The sequence below is a fragment of the Marinicella litoralis genome, from assembly GCF_002591915.1.
Taxonomy (GTDB): Bacteria; Pseudomonadota; Gammaproteobacteria; order Xanthomonadales; family Marinicellaceae; genus Marinicella; species Marinicella litoralis.
Genome location: NZ_NIHB01000001.1, coordinates 1,409,302 through 1,435,749, shown reverse-complemented (window position 1 = coordinate 1,435,749; position 26,448 = coordinate 1,409,302). Strand labels below are relative to the sequence as shown.

Here is a 26,448-nt window from a genome sequence, read left to right as displayed (position 1 = left end):
CAGTCATGAATCACTCTTCTGATATAAATACAGGAACACTGTTTGTTGTTGCTACACCCATAGGTAACTTGAAAGACATCACACTTCGTGCCATTGAAACACTCAAAGCGTGTCAATGGGTGGCTTGTGAAGACACACGCCACAGTCAACGCTTGTTTCAAGAATATGGCATCAAGACCAAAACTTTGGCCTTACATCAACACAATGAAAACCACTCCTCTCAACAAATCATATCCTTGTTACAGAATGGTGAAAATGTTGCTTTGGTTTCAGATGCTGGAACGCCATTAATCAGTGATCCCGGTTATCCATTGGTCCAACTGGCGCATGAAAACAACATCACCGTATCTCCCATTCCTGGCCCTTCTGCGTTGATCGCCTTGCTATCTGCAGCGGCCATCAATACACAACCGTTTGTTTTTCATGGTTTTCTGCCACCCAAGAAACAGCAACGATTGCATTTTTACCAATCACTGCTGCCACTCAATTCAACCCATGTATTTTATGAATCATCTCACAGGATTGCAGATTCGATCCAACAATTAGCTCATGTTTTAGGTGAAAACACCACCTTGGTCATGGGTCGAGAATTAACCAAACGCTTTGAACACATATTCAGAGGAACGGCAGCAGAGTTGGTTACTTTGATAGAGAATGACCCCAATCAGCAAAAAGGCGAATTTGTGATTGCGCTACAAGGTATCAAACAAGCAAACTCAGATCAGTTGTCCTTGCCTCAGCAAAAATTGGCCGTTGAATTGAATCAACATTTACCACCAAAAGTAGCTGCAAAGCTGGTTGCTGAACACTACGACATCAATAAAAAACAAGTGTATGAATTTATTTTAAGTGAGTCATCCAAGTAATTATTTTGGCTTCCCAGCTTGGTCTGTGTTTTTGGAAATAACGCTGTAAACCTTGCTTCTTCCATTGCTTGATTTGTCTTGAACTTTGTTCTGCATTGCCTTGTATGTGTTTGGCTTCGATGTTTGCTTGATAAATCAATTTTTTGCCAGTTTTAAGTAAACGGGTAAATAAATCTAAATCTTCGAAATGCAAAGGGTATAACTCATCATAACCTCCTACACTGGCAAAATCTGTCCTGTTAACCATCAGACAGGCACCATTGACCGCTTCAACTTCAACCACCTGATCAAATAGGCCCTCATCTTTGATATTAATGCCTTTGATAAATGGCAGCACAGACAACCTTGAAACATGGGTGAAAACACGCCACAGTGTAGGCAAACGCCTGCGTGTAGCCGCTTGTAATGTATGGTCTTGATTCAACACCCGACAACCAATCAAGCTGGCTTGTGGGTATGCATTCAAATCTTGTGCAAGCTGTAACAATTGATTGGCAGCTATAAAGCAATCAGGGTTAATGAATGCAATTTGATCGGCTTTGCCATGCTCGGCACCTTGGTTACAGGCTGTGGCAAAACCGACATTGCTGTCATTTTTAATCCATTCAATGTCATCAGACTGATCAAGCACCGCAGTCAAAGAGTCGTCTGTGGAATTGTTATCAACCACGGTGATATTAATAACATCAGATCCCTTGAGGGAATCAATACATGTTTGCAGGGCCTGACCGGAATTGTAATTGACTATAACGACATCTATGCATTGACTCAGTTTCATTGACCCAAACAAAAATTCCACAATTTGGGCCACACCTTCATGGCATCAACGATTTCTTTGAGGTCATACCTTGCCTTGGCAACACAGGATTCCACATCCATAGATTCATCCCAATCACTGAGTACCGGTGGTTGGTTTGATTTAATGGCTTTGCCATTGGCTTGAATGATTTCCCGCACATCTGCTTGCCAATATATGGGTGCATCGGGGACTTCGTCTAAAATATTCTGTAATGAATAAATCAAATCGGAGCGGGTTTTGGTCATGTATTCTCTTAACCTTTGCTCTATGGCTTGATTTGAACTGGTTCTCAGGTCATCTATGGCTGCTCTGATGTTGTCATACCTGACAGCTTCATCATGGGTGAAGATATTAGGGATGATTGAAAGGACATAATCAGCCACAAAATTATTGAAATTGGGCCGCCTTGCAACATGATTAAAACTGCTGCGATCACGTTTACTGGTTTGTATGTGCCCCATCATATAGGGGAAGTGTAATGACACTTGATTGGGATAACAACCCATCATCATACAATTAAAAAAATGGTCCTCATTTTTATTGATGGGCATTACGAAGGGTGTGAATGTACTGTTATCAATCGCTGAAGGCGCAAAGTTTGAACATGACAATGCTTGGTAATTAGGAGAATAATGTAACAAATGAGAAGCCTCAATGTTATCTAAATAGGTTTCCCTGTCTTGCCAAAAGGATTCTCGCTCTTCTCCTTTGAGTAGATACAACCAATAATTGCTTTCCGCTCGAGGACTGCCCCAGGTGCCATTGCCAGTGGTTTTGATAATTGATTGGCTATTGAACCGATCTAAGTCCATCAACCGCCATCCATACAATGAAGAATGTGATTTATCATCATTGCTATTCATCCATTGGCCAAAATAGCTTCCACAGGCTTCTGTCATTTGTTTAATTACATCTTCATCAACTTGCTCACTGAGCGCTTTGATTGATCTGATGTTTAAACCAAAACCGACATTCAAATCAACATAGTCAGCTAAATTCACATCAACCTCAGCTTGATGTTTCGGCTTTCTTGGTTGCATCAAATAATCATCATCAAAGAAAGTGAATTTCTTGCCCGCCAAGGCCAATAAGGCCAAATTCCATACACGACCTCCGGTAAAGCCGTTGCTTTCACTTAACAGCCAATCGATTTTAGCAGCATCATCAGAAAACTCTTGCTTCAGCATTGATATGAATTGGTGCTGCCAAGATTGTCCATGGTAAGTCACATTTATTTTTGCAGATTGGCACACTTTCTGATTGGCTTCTTGTGACTTATTGTCACTGGAATCATCAAAAACATACACCACATCGTGACCACCATGGTGCTGATGGTATTGAGCCAAAGATTCCAATAACCTTTGTAAATTATCTGGCCGTTGACACGTTCTGATAACCATTCCAGCATAAGGAACATGTCTGTCCTCTGCATGTTTTGTTTTTACGCGTTCTAGCCACTGCTGTTCGCTGATGATCAATTGTTTACTTTTTAAGAAGCCAAGCACTTTTTCAATGGCTGCCGTCTGACCATTCAATTCAGGTATGTTTTGTTCAATGACACTGATGTGTTCGTGCATTGGTTTAAACTGCTGCGTTAATCCCATGGCTTGTAAGACCTGTAAAGTCATTACATGGTTAATGCCTTCTTGCTTGTCCATGAAAACCAATTCGTCTTTTGACAATTGTTGAACCATGCCTGCAACTGAGGCATACAAAGTTGAATCGAGTTTAGGTGCTGTTACTATTTTTTGTTCACCAAAATTAAATTCAAATTCCATAATTACTCCTTTCCAAACCATTTAATACAGCGCCCAATGATGGGATGATTTTTCCATTGACTGTGCTGTGCTTGCAATTTTTGACAATCTTTTTCGGCTTTGATGTGTGCCCTTATGACCGCGTTATAATGCCCGTAAACACTTTCAGCTTGCTCACTGAAACTGTAAAAATTACTGACGTTTTTAGCATCTAATTTTTCATGACTTGCGACCAAAATAAAATAGACAGGTGCAAATAACGGTTGGTTTACCACTTGATTGTTTTTATCCATACAATCATATTGAATGGTTTTTAAGTCATTGTTTAAATCCCATATTGTTGATGAAAACAACAATTTCTGACCAAACCATTGACAGTGATTGAACTCAGGTTCAACCAAGTTTGCAAAGTCCTCTCGGTACAATTCTTTTACATGGAACTCATTGTCAAAACCGGTCTTGTCAGAATACTCTTTTTTATCTGGCGTAGAAATGATTAATACACCGTCAGGCTTCAAAACCCTTTTGAATTCTTGAATCAATTCCTTGTGTTCTGCTAAATGTTCTAATGTTTCAAATGAAACAACCACATCAAAACTTCCATCCTTGAAACCCATATTCAGAACGTTCGACTTGATGTATGTTAAGTTGTCTGCTGTATAAGTCTTTTGTGCATGATTAATCGCTGAATCAGAAATATCAACTCCCGTCACTGATTTGGCATTTGAAGCCAACAAGTGACTGCCATAACCTTCGCCACAAGCAGCATCAAGCACATCAAGGCCTTTTGTCCAATTCAAAGCCATGGTGTATCGATGGTAATGCTCATACCATATTTCTCTTTCACAAGTTGGTATGAACCGTTCACCAGTAAAAGGTAAGTCACTAACTGACATTAATTTCTCAACAGTTCAAAAAGCGCTTATTTTACCAATGATTGATTCTCTTAATTCACTTAATGGGTCATTTTCTATGAATTTTTGAATGAGATTTAAATATTCAGGGTGTTTATCTAACAGCCGTTGCATGGTTCCTTGGTCTGGTTTTGATGACTTTTCTTTAAAAGACTGATTGCCGACATGTGCAACATAACAATTGTCGACCAATACATTTCTCAACCCATGCTTTGCTACCCGCAAAGAATAATCATTTTCTTCCCCATATCCCATGCCAAAAGTGGTTTCATCAAAATAACCAACTTGCTCTTTGGCTTGTTGTGTTACCAGCATACAAAAACCAACGGCTGTTGGTAGTTCAGGGTATTGAGGAAGGTGATTCATGAGTTCTGATGACAATTGGTCAATGTCAGTAGGAATTGGGTTTTGTGACAAAGTCTTTGGCAACGAACATATTTCAGCATTGTTAGACCACGGTGTGGCTGTCCCTAAACGTTCTATGGTATTGATGGCTAGTTTGAATCGATCGAGCCAATGCGATGAAACCACAGTATCAGAATTTAACAACACACTGTGCCCTACTGAATGTTTCAATCCAATATTCGCTGTTTTGACAAATCCTATATTATCGGCATTGTGTAAAACCTCCCAATGTGCTGGTAAGTTTTCCAACAGATTGACAATTCTTTGGTCTGTCGATCCATCATTGATGAATAAAATATCATCATCATAATTATGTTTTATCAATGATTGAAGGTTTTTATGAGTCACTTCAAAAGCATTGAAGATTGGGACAACAATTTGAATCATACTTGATTCCAATCAAAATCAATCCGACAGACACCATTTTCATCAGAATCGCCTGTTACAGTAATTTCAGACTCCCATGTATCCACCAATTGCAGTTGATCTGGTGTCATGGTGTGGGTCTTGATTCGATATTGCCCTGGCAACAATGGTAAATTGGGTATATCTACAGTGAATTGATAAGTGTTGTTGCCAATGTGTTTAGGTTGTGCTTTGGTAAAATCAGAATAGGTGCCATATATAGGACGATTGTCATAACCTACAATCCCCATACATAACCCTGGAGGCTTGCCATCTGGCGAATTGAGTATAACCCTGGTTCTCAATGTCTCGCCCATACGGATGGTTTTAATGGCCTCGCCATTTAGATTCATTAATGTCACATCTTTGATCCCTAACAGGGTGTCATCGACCTTATGACATTGAATTTCTTCTAATTTATTGTTGATACTGCTTTTATACGCATTGGCAACATCCCATGATGAACCTGACATTTTGATTTGTCCGTGTTCCAACCAAATGGCTTGCTTACAAATCTGAGTTACATGGTATGTACTGTGAGAGACAAGCAGTATGGTTCCACCACTGGTGACATAATTTTTAACCCATTCTAAACACTTTAATTGAAAGTTCTCATCACCCACAGCCAAAATTTCATCAGTAATCAACAATTGTGGTTTGGTTTGTGTGATCACTGCAAAACCCAACCTAACCACCATTCCAGAAGAGTAGGTGCTGACTGGTTGATTGATGTAATCACCAATATCAGCAAATTCAATCATTTTTTGAATTTTAAAATCAAAGTCATCTTTAATACCGGCCAGAGTTGCGGACATTTTTAGGTTTTCCAGGCCTGTATATTCAGGGTCAAAACCAGAACCTAATTCCAACAAGGCACCAATAGAACAATTGACTTCTAATGTCCCAGAGCTTGCTTTTGCCACCCCTGATATGATTTTCAGCAATGTACTTTTACCGGCTCCATTTTCACCTATGATTGCCAATGATTGACCTTCATCAATTTTTAAATTAATGTTTTTTAATACTTCTACAGCAGCCACATTTTTATGACTCAACAGTATCCGCATCATATTCTTTAGGTGGGACTTACTTGAAGATGATGTTGGATATGACTTAGAAATATCAGTTAATTTAACCAGTTCATTCATATGTAATCATCAAATTCTGGTGCCAATTTTTTATAGAACCAATTGGTAAAAAAGTAGATAGGAACAATCACCATACAGTACTTAAGTAATGACAGTGCACTGAATTTATCAAAATAAAAGAAAATATGATGAAATGAATTAATTATTTCGAAAAGTGGATTGAATGACATGATGTTGTGGTATTCAACCGGAATTATATTAATCGAATATATAATTGGCACGGTAAAAAACATCAAGGGTAACAGCGCATTAATTATCTGTAAGATGTCCTTATAAAATACATGAACAGATGCCACCAATAAGCCGATTGAATATGACACGAAATAGAGTATCAAAAACGGAATGATAAAAAGGAAGTAATGAGCTGAAAATTGAATTTCAGAAAAAATCATTAATACAGTTACGACAATCAGAAAACCAATCAAATGAAAGATGTAAATCGCTGAGATGTTGGCTAAAAGAACAACCCTCAGGTCAATTTTAACTTTACCGATTAAATCTTTTCTTTCAGAAACAGAAGTAACTGATCGGGCGAGTGCTTCAGAAAACGCCATCCAAGGCCATAGTCCGATGGCTAAATAGGCAATAAAACTGATGTGTTCATCATCACCCAGTCGAGCATTGAAAATATGGGTAAATACAAAATAATAAACAGACAAGGTCAACATGGGTTGAATCACCAACCAAAACAATGTTGACCATGTACTGTTGTATTTGTTTTTTACTTCGCGCTGTAAGAAATATAAAAACATAAACTATATCAAGTCCAATATTAGTTTCAACAACAAACTTCTGACAGTTTATTGGGTGTCATTGATTGTATTGTCTAAATATCTTTCTGTTATAGTTGCTAATTGTTCAATATTGACTTCAATTTCTTTGTTAGAAATTGAAGACATTATATTATTAAACTTTTTATCCGCCATGTTTTGCTTTATCGAGTCTCTTAACTCCACCTTCACATCATCAAATGGTATGGTATCTTGTGGGTTAATGCCATTGATATAAACTAAATAGTAATTTTCTTTATCCTGTAATATGTGGCTGTGCATGCCAAGTTCATCAATCATAAAAATTTCTTTACCAACATGGCCTTTATATAAGTTTTCTTTGTAAGTTCCAAGCTCACCTTTGTTTGACTTAACCGAAGGATCTGATGAATGGGCTACTGCCATTTCAGTAAAACGCTCTTTAGAATCTGTACCTATATAATTCAATATTTCAGTCACCTTTTCTTTGCTAAATTTTTCTTTAGAAAAAGAAATTTGTGATAAATCCATTGATTTTGGTTTGATGTATTTCACTCTATTTACTTTGTAATACTCTTCAGCCAATTCATCGGCTGCAGCATCATCTATTTGATTGTAAATATAATGTTGGAATCCCACCACATATTGCTTCTTGCGATCAAACGCCTTCAATATCTGATTGAACTCATCAACCGTATAACCTAATTTATCTATAAAATTTTGATCAATTTTATCCTTAAAATCATTTTCAACGATTGACTGATCAGCAGCAACCTGTGTTAATAAATCAGATTTTTCTAAATAGTCAAAAACCAGATTAACGTTCAAGACGGTATAAATGTCTTTTTCAAATTGTGAAGCTTTTGCGATATACCCTTCACGAAACTCGCTGGGAATGCTGTGCACAAAAGCATCAACCTCAGACAGCTCTATGGTCGTGGTGTCTTGCTTTAATAGAAAACCATCAAAGCCAGACACCAACATCATTGTTATTAATTTAAATATCATAATTACTTATTTTAATTATCAATTAATTCAGTAAATAAAACACCACATTTGGTACTGTCAGAACATACCGTTTGACTGTAAGGAGGTGTAGTAGCATGAATGATATTCAAGTAGTAAGTATCACCTGGATCTAACACACATTTCAATGCCAAATCGGTTGAAGTAGGATTGGTTTTAGTGGTCCAACGCAATACTGGTGTAGTAGAACCACCCGCTTGCTGTCCACCAACAACACATCGACCTCGACCAACATCATTAGAGCTCACATTAAAATCACCAGGACATTTACTCAAAGAAACTGTGTAAGATGCTGGAGTAAAGTTGGCTGTGGGTTGCTCAAATGAATTCTTTCTCAAATACAAAGATGTTGGTGCGGTTACTTGCAGTGCAACATATTTATTTTTATCAATACTGAAATTAGCAGATGAACTGGTTGCATCACCGAACTGTTGTCCTGTTACGCCAACATAGGTTTGGCCAAATTGTTCTGAAGTACCAGCTGGTGGTGGGTGACTTTGACAAGCCGCACTGCTGGTAATTGATATTATTCTGCTATCACTGTCCGTTAAACCATCAGAATTGGTACAACTGATACCAAATGTACTGCTGGTACTAATGACCGTATTAAAGTTAACAGTAGAACTGCTGCTTGAATTTAATGCATTCCAAGATGAATTAACTGGTGTACTTGTGAATGTACAAGGCAAATCATTGTTGGTGATGGAATAAGTCAATGCCACAGATGACCCTGCTGTTACAGATGTGTTGCTGGCACTGCCATTAACTCTTAATGTAACAGATGGTGCCACCGCTGGAGAGCCTGATGTCTCGACAATTCTTGCCGTGTCAGTTACCGTTCCCGCACCTAGTTTGTTGTCACAAGTGACCGTAAAATCAATTGGAAATGTAGATCCCACATTGACACTGTTGGAATGAGTTCCATCGCTACTATTGAGTGGCATGGTCCAATTTGACACCGAACCACGGTTGGTTGTACCTACACAGTTTTCACCGTGAGCAACGGTATAACTCATAGATATAATTTGGTTATCATTGGCTTGATAAGTATTTGGAAACACAGAAAGAATGGCATTACCACCTACAATCAATTTGGGAGCAGAAGTCTCTACCAACACATCACCTGTTTGAATGTCAATTGAAGCATTACCGGTAATATCGGCCTCTTCATTATTGTTGGTAAAAATTACTTTTGCTGAATAGGCATTTAGACTGAAAGCCAGCAGTAATAAGGTTGTTTTTTTCATAATCATTTCACATCTTAAAGATGGGGCTATTATAACAACTGTGTTGTTAAATTTTCCTTATAAAAATCCCACAAACGAAAAAAGGGCAAGTAATAAATACTTGCCCTTCTATACTTTGTATTACAGCTAACTATTAGTTAGAAGTAATGCGGCCTTTATGCTTGAACAAACCAGCATATTGAGCCAATAAACCTTCAGCTGCGAAAGCGTTGGTCAATTTTTGTACTGAGAAACCAGTAGCTGGTAAGCCGTCAAAACCTGCACCAATCAACGGACTAGCTGATTGTGCGAAGTTCATACGAGCCCAACCATCAGTAAATGCTGGGATTGAAGCCAAGTTAGTTGAACCCAATACAGCAGATGAACCTGAAGATGCACCACCGTTTAAGAATTCAACAACGTTTGCTTCCCAACACAACAATGGAATTGTTGGGTCATTAGGAGAAACTGGAGAAATACCACCACCTTGACAGATTGGATCTGCAGGGTTAACAGTACAGAAGTTATCGTTCTCTTCACGATCCCATACTAAGATACCGTATGGCTCACATGCTTCTTCACCATCCCAAACTTGAGTGAATGGAGGAACAGCAACAGCTGCGTTTACGTGGAAACGTTTAGTTGGGAAAGTAATAACCCACTCAGTTTTACCAGCAACGTTAGCATCCAATGAATACTCATTGTATAACTGATCTTGCATGAAAACTGCAGTTACTGCTTCAGCACCAGTTGCCCAAGTTGAAGTAGCCAAACCACCGTTTGCGAAAACAGTAGAAGTCACGTCACCAGCAGCCAATGAAGGCAATAAACTACCTGGAGCTGTATGCTGGATAGTACCAGCAACCCAGAAGTTTTCTAAAGCTTCAGCATTGTAAGTTACGTCAGTACCTTCAGCAACGTCAATGATAGAAGCAGAACCGAATAAACCACCTGTAACAGGCATTAATTCAACAGTTGGATCGCCGCCACTAGGCACGTCCCAAGCTCCGCCGCCGTCCCAGTTAGCTTGTAACTGGCCACAATCAGAAGGAACACCAGCAACGTGAACTGCGTCAGCACCGTAACCGAAAGAAGGGTCTAATGTACCCATTTCAATCATTTCGAAGTGACCGTCTCTAGAACGCTCTAAGTTTTGGTTGATTCCACCGAAAGGTGCTTGCGATGCGTCGATAGCAAATGGCAAGAATTGTTGACCAGAGTTCAAGAATGGAACACAAGAAGTGTCACCAAAAACGATGGCACCAGTAGGCTCACCTACGTGACCAGCACTTGAAGAATCTGTAGGTACTAAACCTGCTACCCATACGTCGTATGGAGATAAGTACAAGTTGAAATCGAGAACCTCAATTGAGTTGTCGCCTTCCATAAAACGTACTTTAACAGCTTTTGTGTATTCAGTAGTGTTAACTACTGAAAATGTAGTGTTCAAACCATTGTTAACCGTGTAGTAAGGATAGATCAAAGTTTGACCAAGTCCTTCAGGGTTAAGATGTACTGCATTAGATACACCGGCAATGCCAGCAACGCCAGCTAAACCAGCAACAACAGCAGTAGTTAGTTTATTTTTTTTCATTTCTAACTCCAAATTTTTTAAAATTAATATCAGGGCTATTTAAAACATCCCCGCTCATATGAACGAAGCTATACTTGATAGCGTATGCAATGATATTATAAGAGCCATAAAACCACAAGTATTAATTACCAAAATATTCAATCCATGGCTCATTTTTGTGACATTGCTCTAAACACCATAATCTAACTTAGGCAGAAAACTCCACTTTCCATCTTTAAGCATCCATTTTTCAGTAATGACTGATGGCAATTCAATTTCGCCCATTGCTTTCCTTGGAAATTTGTACTTATATGTTAATTCTAACTTAACGTCACAGATCTCTTCTGACTCACAAGATTTTTCAACGAATTTAACTGCTTTCCACTCAACCCTCAGTTTGGCATTGGTTAATTTGTTGGCAAATGACTCAACAGTTTCGGTTTTCTTATAACCAGGTGTGAAATACGAGTAAGCTTCATCATAGTCAGAGGCTATGATCGCTTCCCATCGTTTGACTGATTTGGTATCGATGTCCTCAATACTGTCTTTACATCCAGTCAGCATCAATATTCCAATCATTATATATAAATTCAATTTCATTCTTTGTTCTCCGTATCTTCTAGGGTTGTTTTAATTGGCTTCAAGCCTTTAAATTTCTTCGCATATTCTTTCGTTACCAAACGTGCTTGTTCAGGATTTTCTATGACTGTTGGAGTAATCAGCAACATCAGCTCTGTGCGATTGGCTGATTTACTTTTTGAACCAAAGGCATTACCAATCAATGGTATTTTGCTTAACAATGGAAAGCCTGATCTTGACACCGTATCACTCTCACTGATCAACCCACCCATTACAATGGTGTTGCCACTTTGTACCGCAATTTCTGTATTTAACTGTCGGGTTGAAATCGGCGGCGTGCCACCGGCAACATCTGGTGTGCCAGGTGCACTGACGTCTTGACTGACTTCCATATAAACCAGCCCGCCTGGATTAACCCGAGGGGTGATGTCAACTTGGACACCTGTTTGAATAAATCGAGTCGACGATATGGTGCCATTGTTAACACTGCCGCCGGTGCCAATTGAACCTACATTGGTAATAGGAATCTGATCACCTACATTGATGGTGGCATTTTTATTGTTCAACACCATCATCGATGGAGAAGACAGCAGTGCCACACGCCCTTCTTTTTCCAGAGCAGTCAAACGTGCTTGGGCATCGGTTCCCAAAAAGTTGTATGCCACTCCTGAACCAGAAATGCTGGCACCCGTGGTGCTGAAATTATAGGGGCGGATGGTTGATTTTCCATCTCCAGTATCGACTGAAGTGGTTTCATCACCAAACAACAATTCCATGCCATGGGCTATCGAGTCAGTCAATGTCACTTCAATGATCTTAAGCTCGACCAAAACTTGTAAAGGCTCTATATCCAACCTTTCAATGGCAGACAAAATTTTCTCGTAATCACTGACGCCTGCTTTGATCAACAATTGATTGGAGTCTTCAATGGCAGAAATATGAATGTCATTGATGCCAGAACCACCACTGTTGCTTGTCTTTCTCCTGCTTGTATTGGTTTTCTTGGCGTTGGTTGAACTGACTTCACGACCACTTTGCCCTGGTACCACGCTACCGCCACTGGACTTAGCAGATGAGCCTGACCCACCCGTTCCACCAAACACGTCATTCAAATAACCGGCCAAGTCATCTGCTTTGATGTTCTTAACGCTATAAACATATAAATTTGAAGCACCATCAGAATCGGCACGATCAAGTCGATCGACCCATTCTTTGGCTTTATGCAAATAATCTTCTTGTGGCGTAATTACCATCACCGCATTCAACCTTTCCAAAGGTAAAAATCTGAACATACCTGCCAATGGGTTATCTGCACCTTCACCAAATAAGGCTTCGAGTTCAGTGATGATGTCATTGGACTCCACTCGTTTCAAGTAGAAGATACCGGTAGACATACCTGCCAACCAATCGACATCAAATATTTCTATGGTTTGCAAATAATTGCTTAACTCACTTGGGTTACCCGATAAAAACAAGATGTTCCTTGCATTGTCAGCCTTTACGATGGCCCCATCTTTGGCATAGGGTTCAAGAATTTTTTCCATTTCTGTTGGCGACACATAAGACAAAGGAACAGCCAAAACCTGAAACCCATTGCCTTCATTGTCAGGATTGAATTTGGGTGTTAACAATCCTTTGATGGCTTGTTTTTCTGGTAAAACATGATAACGATCATCGACCATCACCAATGCTGCATTGTTCCAACCCAACATCATTTCTAATATTGGCACCAATTGGGCTTTGGATATTGGCTTGGCTGTGGCAAAGGTCACTTTACCGCTGACCCCAGGAGCCAACACATAGTTTTCTTTCAACACCTGACCCAAAATAAAGTGCACCACAGCTTGTAAGGATTCACCTTCAAAATTAAATGTGATTTCACCTTGTTCAGATACCGGTTTATCTTCTTTGGCAGCCGCTTCATAATTAATGAATTCTCCAGTGCCTGGATAGTACTCGGCATCATCTCTGTCAGTGGGCTTGATGCCGCCACTGTTGTAAACCTCACCTGAATAAATGGTAGACTCAACATCTTTCAAGTAATTTGAGTTATTCAATTCATCACTTAAGTCTTTTGGCTGAGAAACACAACCAGCTAAGCTCAGTATTCCGAGACTCAAAAGTAAATTCTTACTAATCTTATTTATCATTCTTTTTTTCCTTTAGCAGCATTGGCCCTCATTTGAGCTCTTCTTTCGGCAATTTTTTTACGGATTTCCTCAGCACTGTTTTTCTTAGCAACTGACGCATCAACTTTTTCAATCTGTTCGGTGTTTGTTTTGTTCCTGTTATTCTTGGTATTGGTTGTTGACCTGGACTTGCCATTCAAGGTGCCATCAAACACTTCAAGCTCCAAGCTCACTGGCTCTTCACCTTCTGCAACAAAAGTCACTTGTCTGGCTTCTATTTGGTCAACCACCCACAAACCCTGTTCACCAGGCAATGGCATGCCTTGTTCCAATGTTATTTTCTCATTGGTCACCTGGTCAACCATCATGGCATATCTGTCATCACCTATCATGATGATACTGGTCACTTTGGCTTTTAAGGGTTTTGATTCAATCACAACAGGTGGCGGCTCGTCATCCTCACCCCCCATAACGCCTTCATAGCGCTTTCGATCTAAATTAAACAAAGGCATCGTGTTAATTTGTGACACAAGCTCTGGACCGACTTTTTTATTGAGATCCTCTGACAGCACTTCCAGTTGAGTCAACGCCGAAGCATCGAAACCTTCGGGTTCTAATGACGATGTGCCTTTCCCCCAACCGAACAATTGCAAGGCAGCCAGTAACATCAGCACCCCAATCACTACAATCAATCCATTAGCAAATAAACTATTTTTCATCATCTTTTTCTACTGGGATTTTTAAGTAAGCATACAAATCAAAACGCACCTCTAAATTTTCCGGGGCAGGTGTTTCATTCACGTTCTTCCTGTATCGGTTTTGATTTCTGGACTCTATTCGTAAATCATTGACAAACAAAGAAGGGGTGTTGGCCTCAATTAAATCTAAAACATTAATCAATACTTCATATTGGCAACGCATTCTAACACGCAAGATTATTTTTTCAAATTGCTCAGGCTCTCTGTCTTGCGTGGGTGATTGACTGATAATCTGACAGTCAGAGGCAGTTTCTGATTGTTGATTGACAATGTTTTTAAAAATTGAAGTGATTTCAGCGTTGCCCAAGTTCTTTGAATCAGCCTGTAGAAACTCGTTGTTAGACCCCACCTTTGATTTTACATCCTGTAGCATCTCAGTTAACTTGGGTGTTTTTGCTGCTTCGTTGATGAATTTTTGACGAGATTCATTCAATGAATCAACTTCTTCATTCAAACTTGCATGCGCCACAAAGAACCAATGAAAGAACAAGAAATAAACTATAACCAACAGAAACAGCAGCACCATAATGGCCGACCACTTACTGACTCTAGAATCAAGATCCATTTGCATTCTCCTCAATGTCTACATCCATCGGCTTCAAATCAGATTTGATGGTGAATTTTTCCTTTCCTGTTCTGCCTTGGGTCACATTACCAATGATCTGCGGTTCATACCACAAATCAGATTGATTCAGGATTGGCACCAATGCATTGGCGTTGTCCGATTCACCCACAATTTCTAATTTCTCGTCATCAATCACAATGCGTGTTAAGTAGGTATTAACTGGAATTTTTTTGGTAAGTTCCCCAATCATCACAACTCGACTGGGTATGTTTTGTTTCAGGTTGCCTAAAAAGTTGGCTGCCTGAATAGATTCATTTAATTGTGTTTCAATCATTTTGGCGCGCCTGGCATCTTTCTTCAACTCATCCACTTGAACCTCCAGTGATTGAATTTTGGCTCGCTTGTTGTTTAAGGAAGTGTACATCACAAAACTTAACATCAACAATGTCACAGCGGCCAATCCAGCATGCCATTTTAAACTGGTCCAATCCTTTTTCATGCGCAATGATTTTGGCATCAAATTAACACCCATGGCCTCTGGCTGCTCACCAACACCCACATTGACATCGATGGCTGATAGTTTCAATCCTTTGCTTTCTGTTTGCTCAACGATTTCTTTTAATTTTTCTTTTTTAACCGCTGTCAATAAAACTGGAAATTTTTCACTGCCTTCTTCGACCTGACCTTTGCGAAAATCATAAGCCACATCAGCAGCAGTGAAAGGCAAATACTTATCCAATTCAAAACTCAAAACCGAATCTATGTCATTGATGACCACTATGGGCATAGCAACTTCACGGCTCAACACATCTGACTCCTTGAGCAGAAAAGTCACTTTGGTCTCTTGATCTGAGCCAGCCACATAATGATTCAGTTGATGCCACCACTCCTTTCCTTTGACCGAATCATCAAACTCAACCAAATCTATTTCATTGTTATGTTGTTGCCAAATTTGGACCTCATCATCACCGTCAACTTGCTTAATCAATATTTGCTTTGAATCTGGGAATAAATTTTCTCTGTAACTTTTCGGAATCAAAGATTTAAGCTCTGAGGTCCACCATTCAAAAAACGCATGAATACTCGACGTCTGATACCATTGATTCACTGGTTCAATTACTTTTTCTAAATAATTTGTCATTTGTGCTCGTTGTCTCTCCAGCGCACCACCCTAAATGGTCGCCCTTGTAATGTACCACCCATCCTAATGGTGGCATCAATTTCTGTAAATTGCTTGTTTGGCAATGTGGCTTTACTGATGATACTGAACGCAGTGCCACCGCCACGCAATTGTCCAGAATAACCTTCTGCCAAAATAGGTAATGGCAAATTCACATCATCTATTTCATGGCGTTGAACAATAAACTCATCAGCCATTTCCCCAGTGATGCCATCAATAGCCAGCAACACTTCTCTTGGCGCAAATGCCAAATTAACATTTCTTCTTCCCGAATAGACGGTGAGTGCGGGTTCGATCTTGCGGTACATGTCATAGCTTACACCCATCACCTGTATCAACTCAGGAACTGTATCAAACGGTGCATCTTTGGCTCCATGTCTGTATCCAGCAGCAAAATAATCACCATCTTCTGCTCCAGACAACCTGACTTCTTCATCAGCATCCTTCCAATCCAATACTTTATCAACCAATTCAATGGCCTCATCTAAATCCATGCCTACTGAGGCAAATAAGCCAATCAAAAGTTCCTCACTGGCTTGATTCAAATCAATTTTTCCAGATTCATCAGTAATTTTTATTTCAATCTCAACCCCATCAAGCTCCATTTTATAAGGACGACCATCGGCAATCCACCTGGATTCAGGGTCTGGGTTTCTTAATTCAAAGACCGCTCTGTTCAAACCCGCTTCCGCCATAAACCTGGCTTGGGTCTCATTGAACAAAATTTTAGATTGTATGCTTTCAGTTCTCGCCGATAAGGCGAAGCTGCCTGCAATGACACTCATCAACAAAGTCACCCATAACACCAAAACCAAAGCAATGCCTTTTTGCCGCTTCATTCTTTGGTCTCCGTATTGCTGCGGTTTTGCAATAAATTCATGGTGCTGGTCCTTCTGGAAGATGACGCCCCATCCACTTGTAATGCAATTTGCAATAAAGGCCAATGTTCCTTGGCTTGTCGATTCATCTCTAAGTCCAGTTGTACCATCAACGGCATCGCAGCTGGGTTTTCCAGTTCAGCAATCCAGTCTGTAGGCAAACCCTCCTCATCAAGTTCGATAAATGCAAATGAACCGTTCCTGATGTTCTCTAATAACACCATGGGTTCTGCATCATCAAACTCAGACATTTCATCTTCGTCGTCATAATTACTGATCAAACCATGTGTATAGAGCAATTCCTTACCATTTCGTCCATTGATCAGTTCAAGCTTTTGAATGTGCGGTCCACCTTTGCCCAAATAACCTGGCATTTGTGAAACAAAAGTGATTGATTGCTCTTCACCTATAAATTTTAACAACTCGCCTTCATCAGATTCAGCCACTCCAAGCGCCATGGCTTTGGAAACTTGGCTCCTGATGATGTTTTGAATCACCCTGATTTCATTGATGGCAGTGATTCTTTTCTCGCCCTTCTCCGCGGTCCTTCTTCCTGAATCAATCCCAGAAAATATCATCGCCATGATCATGGCCAACAAGGTGAAAACCACAATCACTTCAATCAAAGTGAATCCTTGTTGTTTTCGCATCAGCCCAAACCTCCTGCTTCAAAATCAGGCGTCATGGCTTTCAATGTTGTAAAAACAGCAGACCTATGTTCACCCCGATTATCAAACCAAACGATATTCAAGCTCACTTTAAATAATTCGACGGGCGCAAAACTCATCTCCACATTTCCCTCATAAGGGACCTCAAAGGGTTCAATAGAGATGTACCACGAATGTTTGTCGTCAAAATCACCTGAAACCGTTCCCTCTTCTACCGGAATGATGATACCCACTTCATCCATCTTACTTTGTGCCATCAATGATATCTGAGTGCGTTCGGATGATTTGATGGTGTTGGCAGAAGAGTTGGACAATATTTCCAGCACCACCATAAAGGTCATGGCAAGTATGGTGAATGAAGCAATCACTTCAATCAAGGTAAAGCCCGAAGACTGCCTTAAACTTTGAGGGTTGCGCCTTTGCATCAAACTTCAGTGTCCTTAAACAGCCTGATCTCTCCAGTCAGCCAAGCAATGTTGATGCGCCAAAAACGGTCTTCATATATCAAAGTAACCCGGCCACCGGTTGAACTGCCATCAGAAAAAAAGCGAAAACCTGCTTTGTCCTCAGAAGGTATTTCCGATTCCGCAGCAAACACTTTTAACTCCATGCCCTCAGGCAAAATCACTTTGGGTTTACCTGGCGGTTGGTATGATTTTTCAGTGACATCAAGCGTTAAACTTTGTTCACTGTGTTTAATCACAGCTTGAGAACGGGTGTAACGCAATGCCGCAACCAAATCTTTGCTGGCCCCCCTGATCTTTGCTGATTTCATTGATCCTGACATGTTGAATGCCACTGTACCCGCAAGCACGGCCAGCATAACCAATACCACGAGCACTTCAATCAATGTAAAACCAGAGGGTTTCTTCATTGGATTACTGCCAATTACCTATGTCTGCAGCCAATTTATCGCCACCAGGACTTTTATCTGCACCATATGAATAAATATCAAAACTTTGGCCATGTTGGCTGCTGGGTGAAAAATGGTAAGGTTCACCCCAAGGATCAATCAAATCTTTTTCCTTAGCGTATTTACCCATCCACATCGAGTCACCATTGTCATTAACCAATTCAGACAGGTTGTCTGGGTAATTGCCAGTGTCTAAATTAAATTCAGCCACTGCTTGTGACAATTTTTGCACCATAATTTGCGCTTCTTTGTATTTGGCTTTGTCTTGACCACCGGTCACATTAGAAACCACCAATCCAAAAATAACGGCCAAAATGGTCATCACCACCAGCACCTCAATCAAACTAAAACCTTGTTGTTTTCTTCTCATATTCATATTCATTATCCTACTAATTCACTCATGTTCATCATCGGCATCAGGATGGCAAACACAATGGTAAAAATAAAACCTGCCAAAATCAGTACCAAAACCGGCACCAATACTGACAGCATGCGTTCAATGGTGTTTTTCACTTCACCATCATAAGTATCTGATGCCCTGACCAGCATCTCATCTAAACTGCCTGTCTCCTCACCTACACTTAACAGCTGTTGCGCCAACTTTGGGAAAGCCGGCTCTTTTGACAGCGCATCTGACAAAGGCGCCCCATGCTTGACTTTTTCTGTGGCGTCTCCAATCGCTTTTGATATAACTGTATTGTTAATCACTTTTTTCGCCACGGCTAAGCCTGAAAGTAGCGGCACGCCACTGTCTGCCAATGTACCAAGCGTGCGGGTGAATTTGGCGGTTTCTACACGGGTGATTAATTGACCAAACAAAGGTAAATTCAACATCCGCTGATCCCAATTGTATTTAAACTCGGGGTCTTTTAATTTTTGTTTGAATAACACCACGACCACAATAACCAACAACATCAATACCCACCAAAAACTTTGCACCAGAGCGGCCGCCGCAAAAACCACTTGGGTGATCAAAGGCAGCTCTATATTCGCATCCTCAAACAATGGCTTGAATTTTGGCACCACTTTGGCCAACAAAATAAACAAAGAGCCTACTGCCAAAACCATCAAGATGGCAGGATAAATCATGGCTGATACCACCGAGTCTTTCAGTTCTTTGGAACTTTTCAAATAATCACTCAATCGTTGCAATGACAATTCCAATGTACCGCCCATCTCACCGGCCCTGACCATGTTGGTATACATGGTAGAAAACACACCATGCTGCTCTTCTAAAGCATCTGACAATGTTCCACCACCTCGCACTTTATCGCGCACTTGTTCAACCATGATTTTGATACGCTCATCATCACTCAAATCAATCATGACCGATAAAGACCGATCCAAAGGCATGCCTGAATTTAACAACGTTGATAACTGCTCGGTAAAAAAGCCCACTTGTTTTTGGGAAATCTTACTTCGCTTGGCCATCAGGTTTTCGAAAGAAAACCCAGGCTTCAATTCTTTTGCCGAAACCGGCATATTGCCAGCTTCTTGAATTTTGGCAATGACTTCGGCTTGAGAGGTCGCTTCAAGTTGACCTTCAAGTTGTTCACCAGTTGGCGTGATGGCCTTGTATATAAACTGTGCCATTATTCGTGTGACACCCTTATAACTTCTTCGAAGCTGGTTTCGCCAGCTATACATTTCATTAAGCCATCTTGATACATGTTCAACATGCCTTCAGCCTCTGCTTGTTTCTGTAGGTCACCTGCCGTGGCCCCTTTCATCACCATGCGTCTGAGTTCTTCTGTCATGGTCAAGCATTCTAAGATCGACATCCGTCCTTTGTAGCCAGTTGGATTCTCTTCAGAAGGCCGTGGTCGGTAGAAATGAAATTCCTTGGCATCTGACAGTTTATTTAATTTTAGTTCTTCGATCATTTCTGGCATCACCTGGTATTTTTCCATGCTGGTTTGATCCAGCTTCCTGACCAACCTTTGAGCCAACAACCCATTGACTGTCGATGTCAGCAAGTAGTCTTCCACGCCCATGTCTATCATCCGAGTGATACCGCCAGCCGCTGAATTGGTGTGAATGGTGGACAACACCAAGTGACCCGTCAATGCCGATTGGATGGCAATTTTTGCAGTTTCCAAATCACGCATTTCTCCAATCATAATGATGTCTGGATCTTGACGAACAATGGCACGCAATGCCGATGAAAAATCCAATCCAATGGATGCTTTGGCTTGGATTTGATTGATACCCGTTAATTGATACTCAACCGGATCTTCGACTGTAATGATCTTCCTGTCTTCGGTGTTTAGTCGCTGCAATGCCGTATACAAAGTGGTGGTTTTACCACTACCGGTTGGACCAGTTACCAATAAAATACCGTGCGGCATTTCCAGCACTTTTAAAAATGGATCCAAAGTGTGCTTTCTGAAGCCAAGTTGATTGAAGTCAAACACAATGCTTTCGCGATCCAAAATCCGCATCACCACACTCTCGCCATAAGAGGTTGGCACGGTTGAAACCCGTAAATCCAATTCTTTACCTTGAACTCGCAGTTGAATGCGTCCATCTTGCGGCAATCGCCTTTCTGCAATGTTCAGTTTCGACATAATTTTGATCCGACTGATCACAGCAGCTGTTGACCTTGCCGGTGGAGATTCCACTTCATGTAAGACACCGTCTAGACGATACCTTACTTTCAAGCGGTTCTCAAAAGGTTCAATGTGTATATCAGAGGCTCGAGATTCAACCGCCCGTTGCATGATCATGTTGACCAACCTGATGACTGGTGCTTCACTGGCCAAATCCTTCAGATGTTCCACATCTTCAATCTCACCACCTTCATTGGACAATCCTTCAACCAATTGACCCATGGCGGACTTTCCGCCGCCATAATATCTTTCAATGGCATTTTCTACATCTGATGGCAAGCCAATGTGGATCTTCAATTCTTTTTGAGCCACCATCTTGATGGCTTTAATTAAATAATCTTCATATGGATAAACCATCACAACCGTCAGCGCTTCATCACTTTCACTGATTGGAACAAACTGGCTTTCTCTCATGTATCTGATAGGGAATTCGACATCGACAGATGATGTTTCCGGAAAATCCTTGTCATTAATAAGCGGATACCCTAACAGCTCATGCAATGATTGAGCCACATCCCTCTCTGATGCCAGGCCCAACCTAACTAAAAGAGGAACCAAGGAAACACCAAAGCTTTCTTTGTTCAACCTTAAGCCACGCTGTAAATCCTCGTCTTTTATTCGCGCTTGATCAACCAAATATTGACACAGCTTTTGTTCAAAATTCAGTTCAGGTGCTGTAAGTACACCTTCATTTTCAGTGGTTACTTTTTCTTTGGCAGGATTTTCTGACATATTACTCTATAACATCTTATTGTATGACTCAGACAGTGCTGATCAAACAAAGTTTCTTAGGAATCATTACCAGCTTCATTTGTAGTGAAATGAGTAATGTCTTCAACAAATTTTCTATTCAACAGCACCCAAACCATAATGGGCAATACTGCCGGCAATATCAAATACGACAATTGATACATACCAGCCACTAGATTATGGCTGATGCCAGTTTGATTTATCGCATTGAATGCATCTGGTCCAGCGTTCATCAACAATGATTTACAAGTTTCCCAGAACACGCCATTGGCCTGGATAAAGCTGATCAGTACATAACCAATTAAGATCTGTATAAATTTAAATTTAACAGATGTGTTCGGCAATGAAATGACCAAACCAGAAAACACCGCTAAACCATAACCGTATTTCATGGGATTTACCACAACATCCAAAACAGCCAACTGAGAACCCACAGCCCCCATTTGATCTTTAGGGAAAATCAAAGTTTCAACAGTAAACAAATAATACTGTTGATTGATGCCATTAAATAAATCATTCTGCCACATCATCAGTGCCTGTTCCGCAATCCATTTAGCTGGAACCACTAACAAAGCAGCCGAATAAAACCAAACAAAAAAGCAAAGCGGTAAATACAGAACCGCGCTCACTAACAATTCTTTAATAGGTGATTTCATCTTAATTCAATTTACAAACAATCTGGCATTATAAAACATTCTCATCCAAGGCGAATTTTCACCCCATTGATCTGGAGCCCAAGACATTTGAACCGTTCGAAACACCCGCTCAGGGTGAGGCATCATCACCAGCACATTTCCTTGGGTGTTACTGACAGCAGCAACGGCTTCAGCGGAACCATTCGGGTTGAATGGATAAGTCATCGATTGCTGCCCAAAATTATCAATATAATTGGCCGCAACCACTTCCTGGTTGAATGTATTTTCTGCAAAGTCAGCACGCCCTTCTCCATGCGCAATGGCAACCGGAATGTGAGCGCCTTGCATACCTTTGAAGAACAAATTATTGGTTTCTTTAATTTCTAGCTGAGAATACCTGGCCTCAAATTGCTCGCTTTTATTTCTTAAAAAATCAGGCCAATTTTCAGTTCCTGGAATGATGCTTCTGACACCTGAAAGCATTTGGCATCCATTGCAAACACCCAATGTGAACTTGCTTTCATCGGCGAAGAACCCCTCGAATTGAGACCTTAAACCTTCATTATGTAAAATGGTTTTGGCCCATCCGAGACCAGCACCCAACACGTCTCCATATGAAAAACCACCACAAACAGCCATACCACTGAAAGAATCCAGCTTAATTTGACCGCTGATTAAGTCATGCATGTGGACATCAACACAATCAAAGCCTGCTCGCATAAAAGCCGCCGCCATTTCATTCTGGCCATTAACCCCTTGCTCTCTGAGAATCGCCACCTTTGGTTTTACTGAATTTATATACGGTGCCATAATGGCCTCAGAAAAATCAAAATCAACACGAGGCTTGATCCCTGGATTTTCTTTAGTCACCGATTGAAATTCTTGTTTGACTTCCTCAGGGTTGTCTCGATTTAAAGCCATCAGATAACTTGGCTTCGACCAAATGGCCTCAAGCTCAGACCGGTCCCAAATCACTTGGTTGTCTTTAGTCTGAATCTCAAAACAATCGGCGGCAGTAATCACACCGACACCATGTACCAAATCGTTCAGGCCATATTTTTTCAACATGGCTTGTAACTGCGTTGAATCAGAGTCCACGACTTCAATCACCAAACCGGGCTCTTCATTAAAAATAAAGTACTCTACATCAACACCTGTTTCTTCAACCGTTAATTGAACCCCACAATGTCCGGCAAATGACATCTCAGCCATCGTTGTCAACAAACCACCATCAGACCTGTCATGACAAGCTTGAATTAATTGAGCCTCAATGGCTTCATGCATAAAGTCAAACAAATTAAGCAGTTGTTTTGCCTCATCTAAATCAGGTGATTCAACACCCATTTGATTTTGTACTTGATAAAGAATCGAACCTCCCATGCGCCTTTTTCCATTTCCCAGGTCAATTAACAGCAACTCATTGCCAACTTGACCCGATAACTGAGGTGTCAGATGCTTTCTTACATCTTTTACAGCAGTAAATGCAGAGATGATCAAAGACATCGGTGAGGTGACTTGCTTATTGACTTGTCCTTCATTCCATTGGGTTTGCATGGACATGGAGTCTTTCCCAACAGGTATGCCGATCGATAACTCAGGACATAACTCCATACCGATGGCTTTCACGGCTTCATACAAGGCTTGGTACTCACCTTTATGAGAACTGGCTGCCATCCAGTTGGCCGACAATTTAATTTCATTCATTGATGACAAGCCCAAGCCCATCAGGTTAGTAATGGCTTCGGTCACTGCGATTCTGGCAGAAGCTGCAGGATTCAACAAAGCCAGTGGCGTGCGCTCACCCACAGCCATGGCTTCTCCTGCATATGACTGGTAATCCCTTAAAGTAATGGCACAATCAGCTACTGGTACTTGCCAAGGACCAACCATTTGATCACGATGAATTAATCCAGATACAGTGCGATCGCCAATGGTGATTAAATATTTTTTACTGGCAACTGCTGGAAAAGAAAGTACCTGCTCCACTTGCTCCTTGAGTGATTCTATTTCAGCTTTAAAAGGTTGTGTTGTCGGTACATTGGATTGAATGTTGATTTCAGTCTTTGGTGTGTTACCAAACAATAAGTCCATTGGAATATCCACCGGTTTATTGTTGAACAACTCATCATTCAATATTAATTTTTGGTCCTTGGTCGCCGTACCCATAAGCGCAAATGGACATCGTTCGCGAGCACAGATTAATTCAAATTCAGCCAACTTTTCTGGTTTGATAGAAAGTACATAGCGTTCCTGTGATTCATTACACCAAATTTCCATGGGTGTCATTGACACATGGTCTATCTGTAGGCGTCTCAATTCTATTTCACCACCCAAGCCTGCGTCATCTAAAATCTCTGGTATGGCATTGGACAAACCACCCGCGCCCACATCATGTATTGACCTGATTGGACTTTCTTGTTCTCTGAACCAGCAACGGTCTATGACCTCCTGACAACGTCTTTGCATTTCAGGGTTTCCACGTTGCACAGAAGCAAAGTCTAAATCTTCTTGTCCGTCTGCACTGCTGATGGAACTGGCAGCGCCACCTCCCAAACCAATCAACATCGCTGGCCCACCGAGCACCACCACATAATCCCCAGGCAGTGTGTCTTGTTTGGTTGTATGTATGTGGTTAACATGCCCCATTCCCCCTGCCAGCATGATGGGTTTGTGGTATCCTCGCCACTGGTTCAACTCAGTGGTTTTATATTCAAAATTCCTGAAATAACCACAAATATTTGGGCGACCAAATTCATTATTAAAAGCGGCCGCTCCAATCGGGCCTTTTTGCATGATCTCAAATGAAGTGGCCATCCTACCAGGCGTACCAGGCGATTGTGTTTCCCAACGTTGCTGGTGGTTAGGTATGTGTAAATGACTCACTGAAAATCCACACAAGCCTGCTTTTGGCTTAGCACCTTGACCAGTAGCGGCCTCATCTCTGATCTCACCTCCAGATCCGGTGGCTGCACCAGCAAATGGTTCAATGCCAGTTGGGTGATTATGTGTTTCAACTTTAATCAATACATCAATTTCTTGCGCAACTTCTTGGTATTGATGGGCTTTATTTGTGGTCATACGTTTACCACTTCCGCCGCTGAACACAGCGGCATTGTCCTTATAAGCTGATAAGGCAGGTGCGGTTGTTACCTTTTCAGTATTTTTAATCATTTTAAATAAGGACAAGTCTTGTTTTACATCATCAATACGCCAATCAGCATTGAATATTTTATGGCGACAATGTTCAGAATTGGCTTGTGCAAACATCATCAGTTCAACATCAGTTGGTGATTTGCCTAATTTTTGGTAACTTGTATACAAGTAATCAATTTCTTCTTCGGACAATGCCAAGCCCATTGATAAATTCAATGCTTGTAACTTTGCTTTTCCTTCTTTATTGATTGCAACATGGGTAAGCGAGCCCGGATTCTGGTGATCGAACAGTTGATTCAATTCATCGGTGCTTCCATACAATGATTCCGTCATCCTGTCCAACAAAAGATTGTGTTCAAAAGCATCTGTATTGTTCATTGAAAGCAATCGACCAGTTTCAACCCTGTTAACTGCAGTCAGACCAGAGTGATGAAAAATATCTGTGGCCTTGGTTGACCAAGGAGAAATGGTTCCAGGTCTCGGCATGATTAAATGTTCGACCTGTGACAAGCTGCTATTATAATTTGCAGCAGACAATAACTTTTCGATTTGAATAATTTGCAAATCATTCAGTTGTTCAGCAGCTTCTACCACATAAAAGTGCTTGGCCTTAATAATTTGTGTGGTACCACCGCCAAGGGTTAATGAATGGTTTAGTTTTTCAACCCTAAAGGCAGAGTAGACATCGGAACCGATGAATGTGTGCAAGTGAAACGTCATGATTTCAGTTGATAAAAAAAAGGGTATTTTACATGAAGTTAGG

24 protein-coding genes are annotated in these 26,448 nt (G+C 40.8%); 1 reads left to right on the top strand and 23 read right to left on the bottom strand.

Annotated features, from left to right (window positions below; all coding sequences use genetic code 11):
* Window positions 1-5 precede the first annotated feature (5 nt).
* The gene (gene rsmI / locus CCS90_RS06395) at window positions 6-866 is read left to right on the top strand and encodes a 16S rRNA (cytidine(1402)-2'-O)-methyltransferase (protein WP_162846836.1); all 861 of its coding nucleotides are present in this window, start codon (window positions 6-8) and stop codon (window positions 864-866) included.
* Here rsmI and CCS90_RS06390 read toward each other — a convergent pair.
* From CCS90_RS06390 to purL, 23 genes are all read right to left on the bottom strand, one after another.
* Window positions 841-1,644, bottom strand: a complete 804-nt coding sequence (locus CCS90_RS06390; RefSeq protein WP_133566498.1) for a glycosyltransferase family 2 protein — start codon at window positions 1,642-1,644, stop codon at window positions 841-843. The two genes, rsmI and CCS90_RS06390, sit on opposite strands and share 26 nt — an antisense overlap.
* Window positions 1,641-3,443 carry a hypothetical protein gene (locus CCS90_RS06385; protein ID WP_099018640.1) on the bottom strand — a complete coding sequence of 601 codons (1,803 nt, stop codon included), beginning with the start codon at window positions 3,441-3,443 and terminating at the stop codon, window positions 1,641-1,643. The genes CCS90_RS06390 and CCS90_RS06385 overlap by 4 nt, the downstream gene beginning before the upstream one ends.
* Window positions 3,444-3,445: 2 nt before the next feature.
* Window positions 3,446-4,318: a class I SAM-dependent methyltransferase gene (locus CCS90_RS06380; RefSeq protein ID WP_099018639.1), complete on the bottom strand. Its 873-nt coding sequence runs from the start codon at window positions 4,316-4,318 to the stop codon at window positions 3,446-3,448.
* A 15-nt stretch (window positions 4,319-4,333) separates the two neighbouring features.
* Complete coding sequence (locus CCS90_RS06375; RefSeq protein WP_099018638.1) at window positions 4,334-5,128, bottom strand: glycosyltransferase family 2 protein; 795 nt, start codon at window positions 5,126-5,128, stop codon at window positions 4,334-4,336.
* Window positions 5,125-6,201 (bottom strand): ABC transporter ATP-binding protein, encoded by a 1,077-nt coding sequence (locus CCS90_RS06370; RefSeq protein ID WP_218961651.1) that lies wholly within the window; start codon window positions 6,199-6,201, stop codon window positions 5,125-5,127. The genes CCS90_RS06375 and CCS90_RS06370 overlap by 4 nt, the downstream gene beginning before the upstream one ends.
* A gap of 89 nt (window positions 6,202-6,290) precedes the next feature.
* Window positions 6,291-7,046: an ABC transporter permease gene (locus CCS90_RS06365; protein ID WP_099018636.1), complete on the bottom strand. Its 756-nt coding sequence runs from the start codon at window positions 7,044-7,046 to the stop codon at window positions 6,291-6,293.
* Window positions 7,047-7,094: 48 nt separating this feature from the next.
* Window positions 7,095-8,051: a peptidylprolyl isomerase gene (locus tag CCS90_RS06360; protein ID WP_099018635.1), complete on the bottom strand. Its 957-nt coding sequence runs from the start codon at window positions 8,049-8,051 to the stop codon at window positions 7,095-7,097.
* An 11-nt stretch (window positions 8,052-8,062) separates the two neighbouring features.
* Window positions 8,063-9,316: a serine-rich family protein gene (locus CCS90_RS06355; protein ID WP_099018634.1), complete on the bottom strand. Its 1,254-nt coding sequence runs from the start codon at window positions 9,314-9,316 to the stop codon at window positions 8,063-8,065.
* Window positions 9,317-9,449: 133 nt separating this feature from the next.
* A complete protein-coding gene (locus CCS90_RS06350) occupies window positions 9,450-10,889 on the bottom strand; it encodes a hypothetical protein (protein ID WP_099018633.1) in 1,440 nt (479 codons plus the stop codon).
* A gap of 168 nt (window positions 10,890-11,057) precedes the next feature.
* Entirely contained in the window at window positions 11,058-11,468 is a 411-nt protein-coding gene (locus tag CCS90_RS06345; protein ID WP_099018632.1) for a hypothetical protein, read from the bottom strand.
* Complete coding sequence (gene gspD, locus CCS90_RS06340; RefSeq protein WP_099018631.1) at window positions 11,465-13,597, bottom strand: type II secretion system secretin GspD; 2,133 nt, start codon at window positions 13,595-13,597, stop codon at window positions 11,465-11,467. The genes CCS90_RS06345 and gspD overlap by 4 nt, the downstream gene beginning before the upstream one ends.
* Window positions 13,594-14,295 (bottom strand): hypothetical protein, encoded by a 702-nt coding sequence (locus CCS90_RS06335; RefSeq protein ID WP_133566497.1) that lies wholly within the window; start codon window positions 14,293-14,295, stop codon window positions 13,594-13,596. Before CCS90_RS06335 ends, gspD begins: the two co-directional genes overlap by 4 nt.
* Window positions 14,285-14,899 (bottom strand): type II secretion system protein GspM, encoded by a 615-nt coding sequence (gene gspM / locus CCS90_RS06330; RefSeq protein ID WP_162846833.1) that lies wholly within the window; start codon window positions 14,897-14,899, stop codon window positions 14,285-14,287. The genes CCS90_RS06335 and gspM overlap by 11 nt, the downstream gene beginning before the upstream one ends.
* On the bottom strand, window positions 14,889-16,040 hold the full coding sequence (locus tag CCS90_RS06325; protein ID WP_099018628.1) for a PilN domain-containing protein: 1,152 nt from the start codon (window positions 16,038-16,040) through the stop codon (window positions 14,889-14,891). Before CCS90_RS06325 ends, gspM begins: the two co-directional genes overlap by 11 nt.
* Window positions 16,037-16,918 (bottom strand): type II secretion system minor pseudopilin, encoded by an 882-nt coding sequence (locus tag CCS90_RS06320; RefSeq protein WP_099018627.1) that lies wholly within the window; start codon window positions 16,916-16,918, stop codon window positions 16,037-16,039. Before CCS90_RS06320 ends, CCS90_RS06325 begins: the two co-directional genes overlap by 4 nt.
* Window positions 16,915-17,607: a prepilin-type N-terminal cleavage/methylation domain-containing protein gene (locus tag CCS90_RS06315; protein ID WP_099018626.1), complete on the bottom strand. Its 693-nt coding sequence runs from the start codon at window positions 17,605-17,607 to the stop codon at window positions 16,915-16,917. Before CCS90_RS06315 ends, CCS90_RS06320 begins: the two co-directional genes overlap by 4 nt.
* Complete coding sequence (locus CCS90_RS06310) at window positions 17,607-18,050, bottom strand: type IV pilus modification PilV family protein (protein WP_099018625.1); 444 nt, start codon at window positions 18,048-18,050, stop codon at window positions 17,607-17,609. Before CCS90_RS06310 ends, CCS90_RS06315 begins: the two co-directional genes overlap by 1 nt.
* Window positions 18,050-18,499, bottom strand: a complete 450-nt coding sequence (locus CCS90_RS06305) for a GspH/FimT family protein (protein WP_099018624.1) — start codon at window positions 18,497-18,499, stop codon at window positions 18,050-18,052. Before CCS90_RS06305 ends, CCS90_RS06310 begins: the two co-directional genes overlap by 1 nt.
* A 4-nt stretch (window positions 18,500-18,503) precedes the next feature.
* Window positions 18,504-18,908: a type II secretion system major pseudopilin GspG gene (gene gspG / locus CCS90_RS06300; protein ID WP_218961650.1), complete on the bottom strand. Its 405-nt coding sequence runs from the start codon at window positions 18,906-18,908 to the stop codon at window positions 18,504-18,506.
* An 11-nt stretch (window positions 18,909-18,919) separates the two neighbouring features.
* Window positions 18,920-20,131 (bottom strand): type II secretion system F family protein, encoded by a 1,212-nt coding sequence (locus tag CCS90_RS06295; RefSeq protein ID WP_162846831.1) that lies wholly within the window; start codon window positions 20,129-20,131, stop codon window positions 18,920-18,922.
* A complete protein-coding gene (gspE, locus tag CCS90_RS06290) occupies window positions 20,131-21,879 on the bottom strand; it encodes a type II secretion system ATPase GspE (RefSeq protein WP_099018621.1) in 1,749 nt (582 codons plus the stop codon). Before gspE ends, CCS90_RS06295 begins: the two co-directional genes overlap by 1 nt.
* A gap of 56 nt (window positions 21,880-21,935) precedes the next feature.
* Window positions 21,936-22,553, bottom strand: a complete 618-nt coding sequence (locus CCS90_RS06285) for an exosortase H-associated membrane protein (protein ID WP_099018620.1) — start codon at window positions 22,551-22,553, stop codon at window positions 21,936-21,938.
* Between the two features lie 6 nt (window positions 22,554-22,559).
* Window positions 22,560-26,405, bottom strand: coding sequence for a phosphoribosylformylglycinamidine synthase (gene purL, locus CCS90_RS06280; protein ID WP_099018619.1), 3,846 nt, complete (start codon window positions 26,403-26,405; stop codon window positions 22,560-22,562).
* Between the last annotated feature and the right edge of the window lie 43 nt (window positions 26,406-26,448).

Excerpts from the sequence above, each read along its gene's own strand:
- rsmI (WP_162846836.1), top strand. The coding sequence starts at position 6 with ATGAATCACTCTTCTGATATAAATACAGGAACACTGTTTGTTGTTGCT.
- CCS90_RS06390 (WP_133566498.1), bottom strand. The coding sequence starts at position 1,644 with ATGAAACTGAGTCAATGCATAGATGTCGTTATAGTCAATTACAATTCC.
- CCS90_RS06385 (WP_099018640.1), bottom strand. The coding sequence starts at position 3,443 with ATGGAATTTGAATTTAATTTTGGTGAACAAAAAATAGTAACAGCACCT.
- CCS90_RS06380 (WP_099018639.1), bottom strand. The coding sequence starts at position 4,318 with ATGTCAGTTAGTGACTTACCTTTTACTGGTGAACGGTTCATACCAACT.
- CCS90_RS06375 (WP_099018638.1), bottom strand. The coding sequence starts at position 5,128 with ATGATTCAAATTGTTGTCCCAATCTTCAATGCTTTTGAAGTGACTCAT.
- CCS90_RS06365 (WP_099018636.1), bottom strand. The coding sequence starts at position 7,046 with ATGTTTTTATATTTCTTACAGCGCGAAGTAAAAAACAAATACAACAGT.
- CCS90_RS06360 (WP_099018635.1), bottom strand. The coding sequence starts at position 8,051 with ATGATATTTAAATTAATAACAATGATGTTGGTGTCTGGCTTTGATGGT.
- CCS90_RS06355 (WP_099018634.1), bottom strand. The coding sequence starts at position 9,316 with ATGAAAAAAACAACCTTATTACTGCTGGCTTTCAGTCTAAATGCCTAT.
- CCS90_RS06350 (WP_099018633.1), bottom strand. The coding sequence starts at position 10,889 with ATGAAAAAAAATAAACTAACTACTGCTGTTGTTGCTGGTTTAGCTGGC.
- CCS90_RS06345 (WP_099018632.1), bottom strand. The coding sequence starts at position 11,468 with ATGAAATTGAATTTATATATAATGATTGGAATATTGATGCTGACTGGA.
- gspD (WP_099018631.1), bottom strand. The coding sequence starts at position 13,597 with ATGATAAATAAGATTAGTAAGAATTTACTTTTGAGTCTCGGAATACTG.
- CCS90_RS06335 (WP_133566497.1), bottom strand. The coding sequence starts at position 14,295 with ATGAAAAATAGTTTATTTGCTAATGGATTGATTGTAGTGATTGGGGTG.
- gspM (WP_162846833.1), bottom strand. The coding sequence starts at position 14,899 with ATGGATCTTGATTCTAGAGTCAGTAAGTGGTCGGCCATTATGGTGCTG.
- CCS90_RS06325 (WP_099018628.1), bottom strand. The coding sequence starts at position 16,040 with ATGACAAATTATTTAGAAAAAGTAATTGAACCAGTGAATCAATGGTAT.
- CCS90_RS06320 (WP_099018627.1), bottom strand. The coding sequence starts at position 16,918 with ATGAAGCGGCAAAAAGGCATTGCTTTGGTTTTGGTGTTATGGGTGACT.
- CCS90_RS06315 (WP_099018626.1), bottom strand. The coding sequence starts at position 17,607 with ATGCGAAAACAACAAGGATTCACTTTGATTGAAGTGATTGTGGTTTTC.
- CCS90_RS06310 (WP_099018625.1), bottom strand. The coding sequence starts at position 18,050 with ATGCAAAGGCGCAACCCTCAAAGTTTAAGGCAGTCTTCGGGCTTTACC.
- CCS90_RS06305 (WP_099018624.1), bottom strand. The coding sequence starts at position 18,499 with ATGAAGAAACCCTCTGGTTTTACATTGATTGAAGTGCTCGTGGTATTG.
- gspG (WP_218961650.1), bottom strand. The coding sequence starts at position 18,908 with ATGAGAAGAAAACAACAAGGTTTTAGTTTGATTGAGGTGCTGGTGGTG.
- CCS90_RS06295 (WP_162846831.1), bottom strand. The coding sequence starts at position 20,131 with ATGGCACAGTTTATATACAAGGCCATCACGCCAACTGGTGAACAACTT.
- gspE (WP_099018621.1), bottom strand. The coding sequence starts at position 21,879 with ATGTCAGAAAATCCTGCCAAAGAAAAAGTAACCACTGAAAATGAAGGT.
- CCS90_RS06285 (WP_099018620.1), bottom strand. The coding sequence starts at position 22,553 with ATGAAATCACCTATTAAAGAATTGTTAGTGAGCGCGGTTCTGTATTTA.
- purL (WP_099018619.1), bottom strand. The coding sequence starts at position 26,405 with ATGACGTTTCACTTGCACACATTCATCGGTTCCGATGTCTACTCTGCC.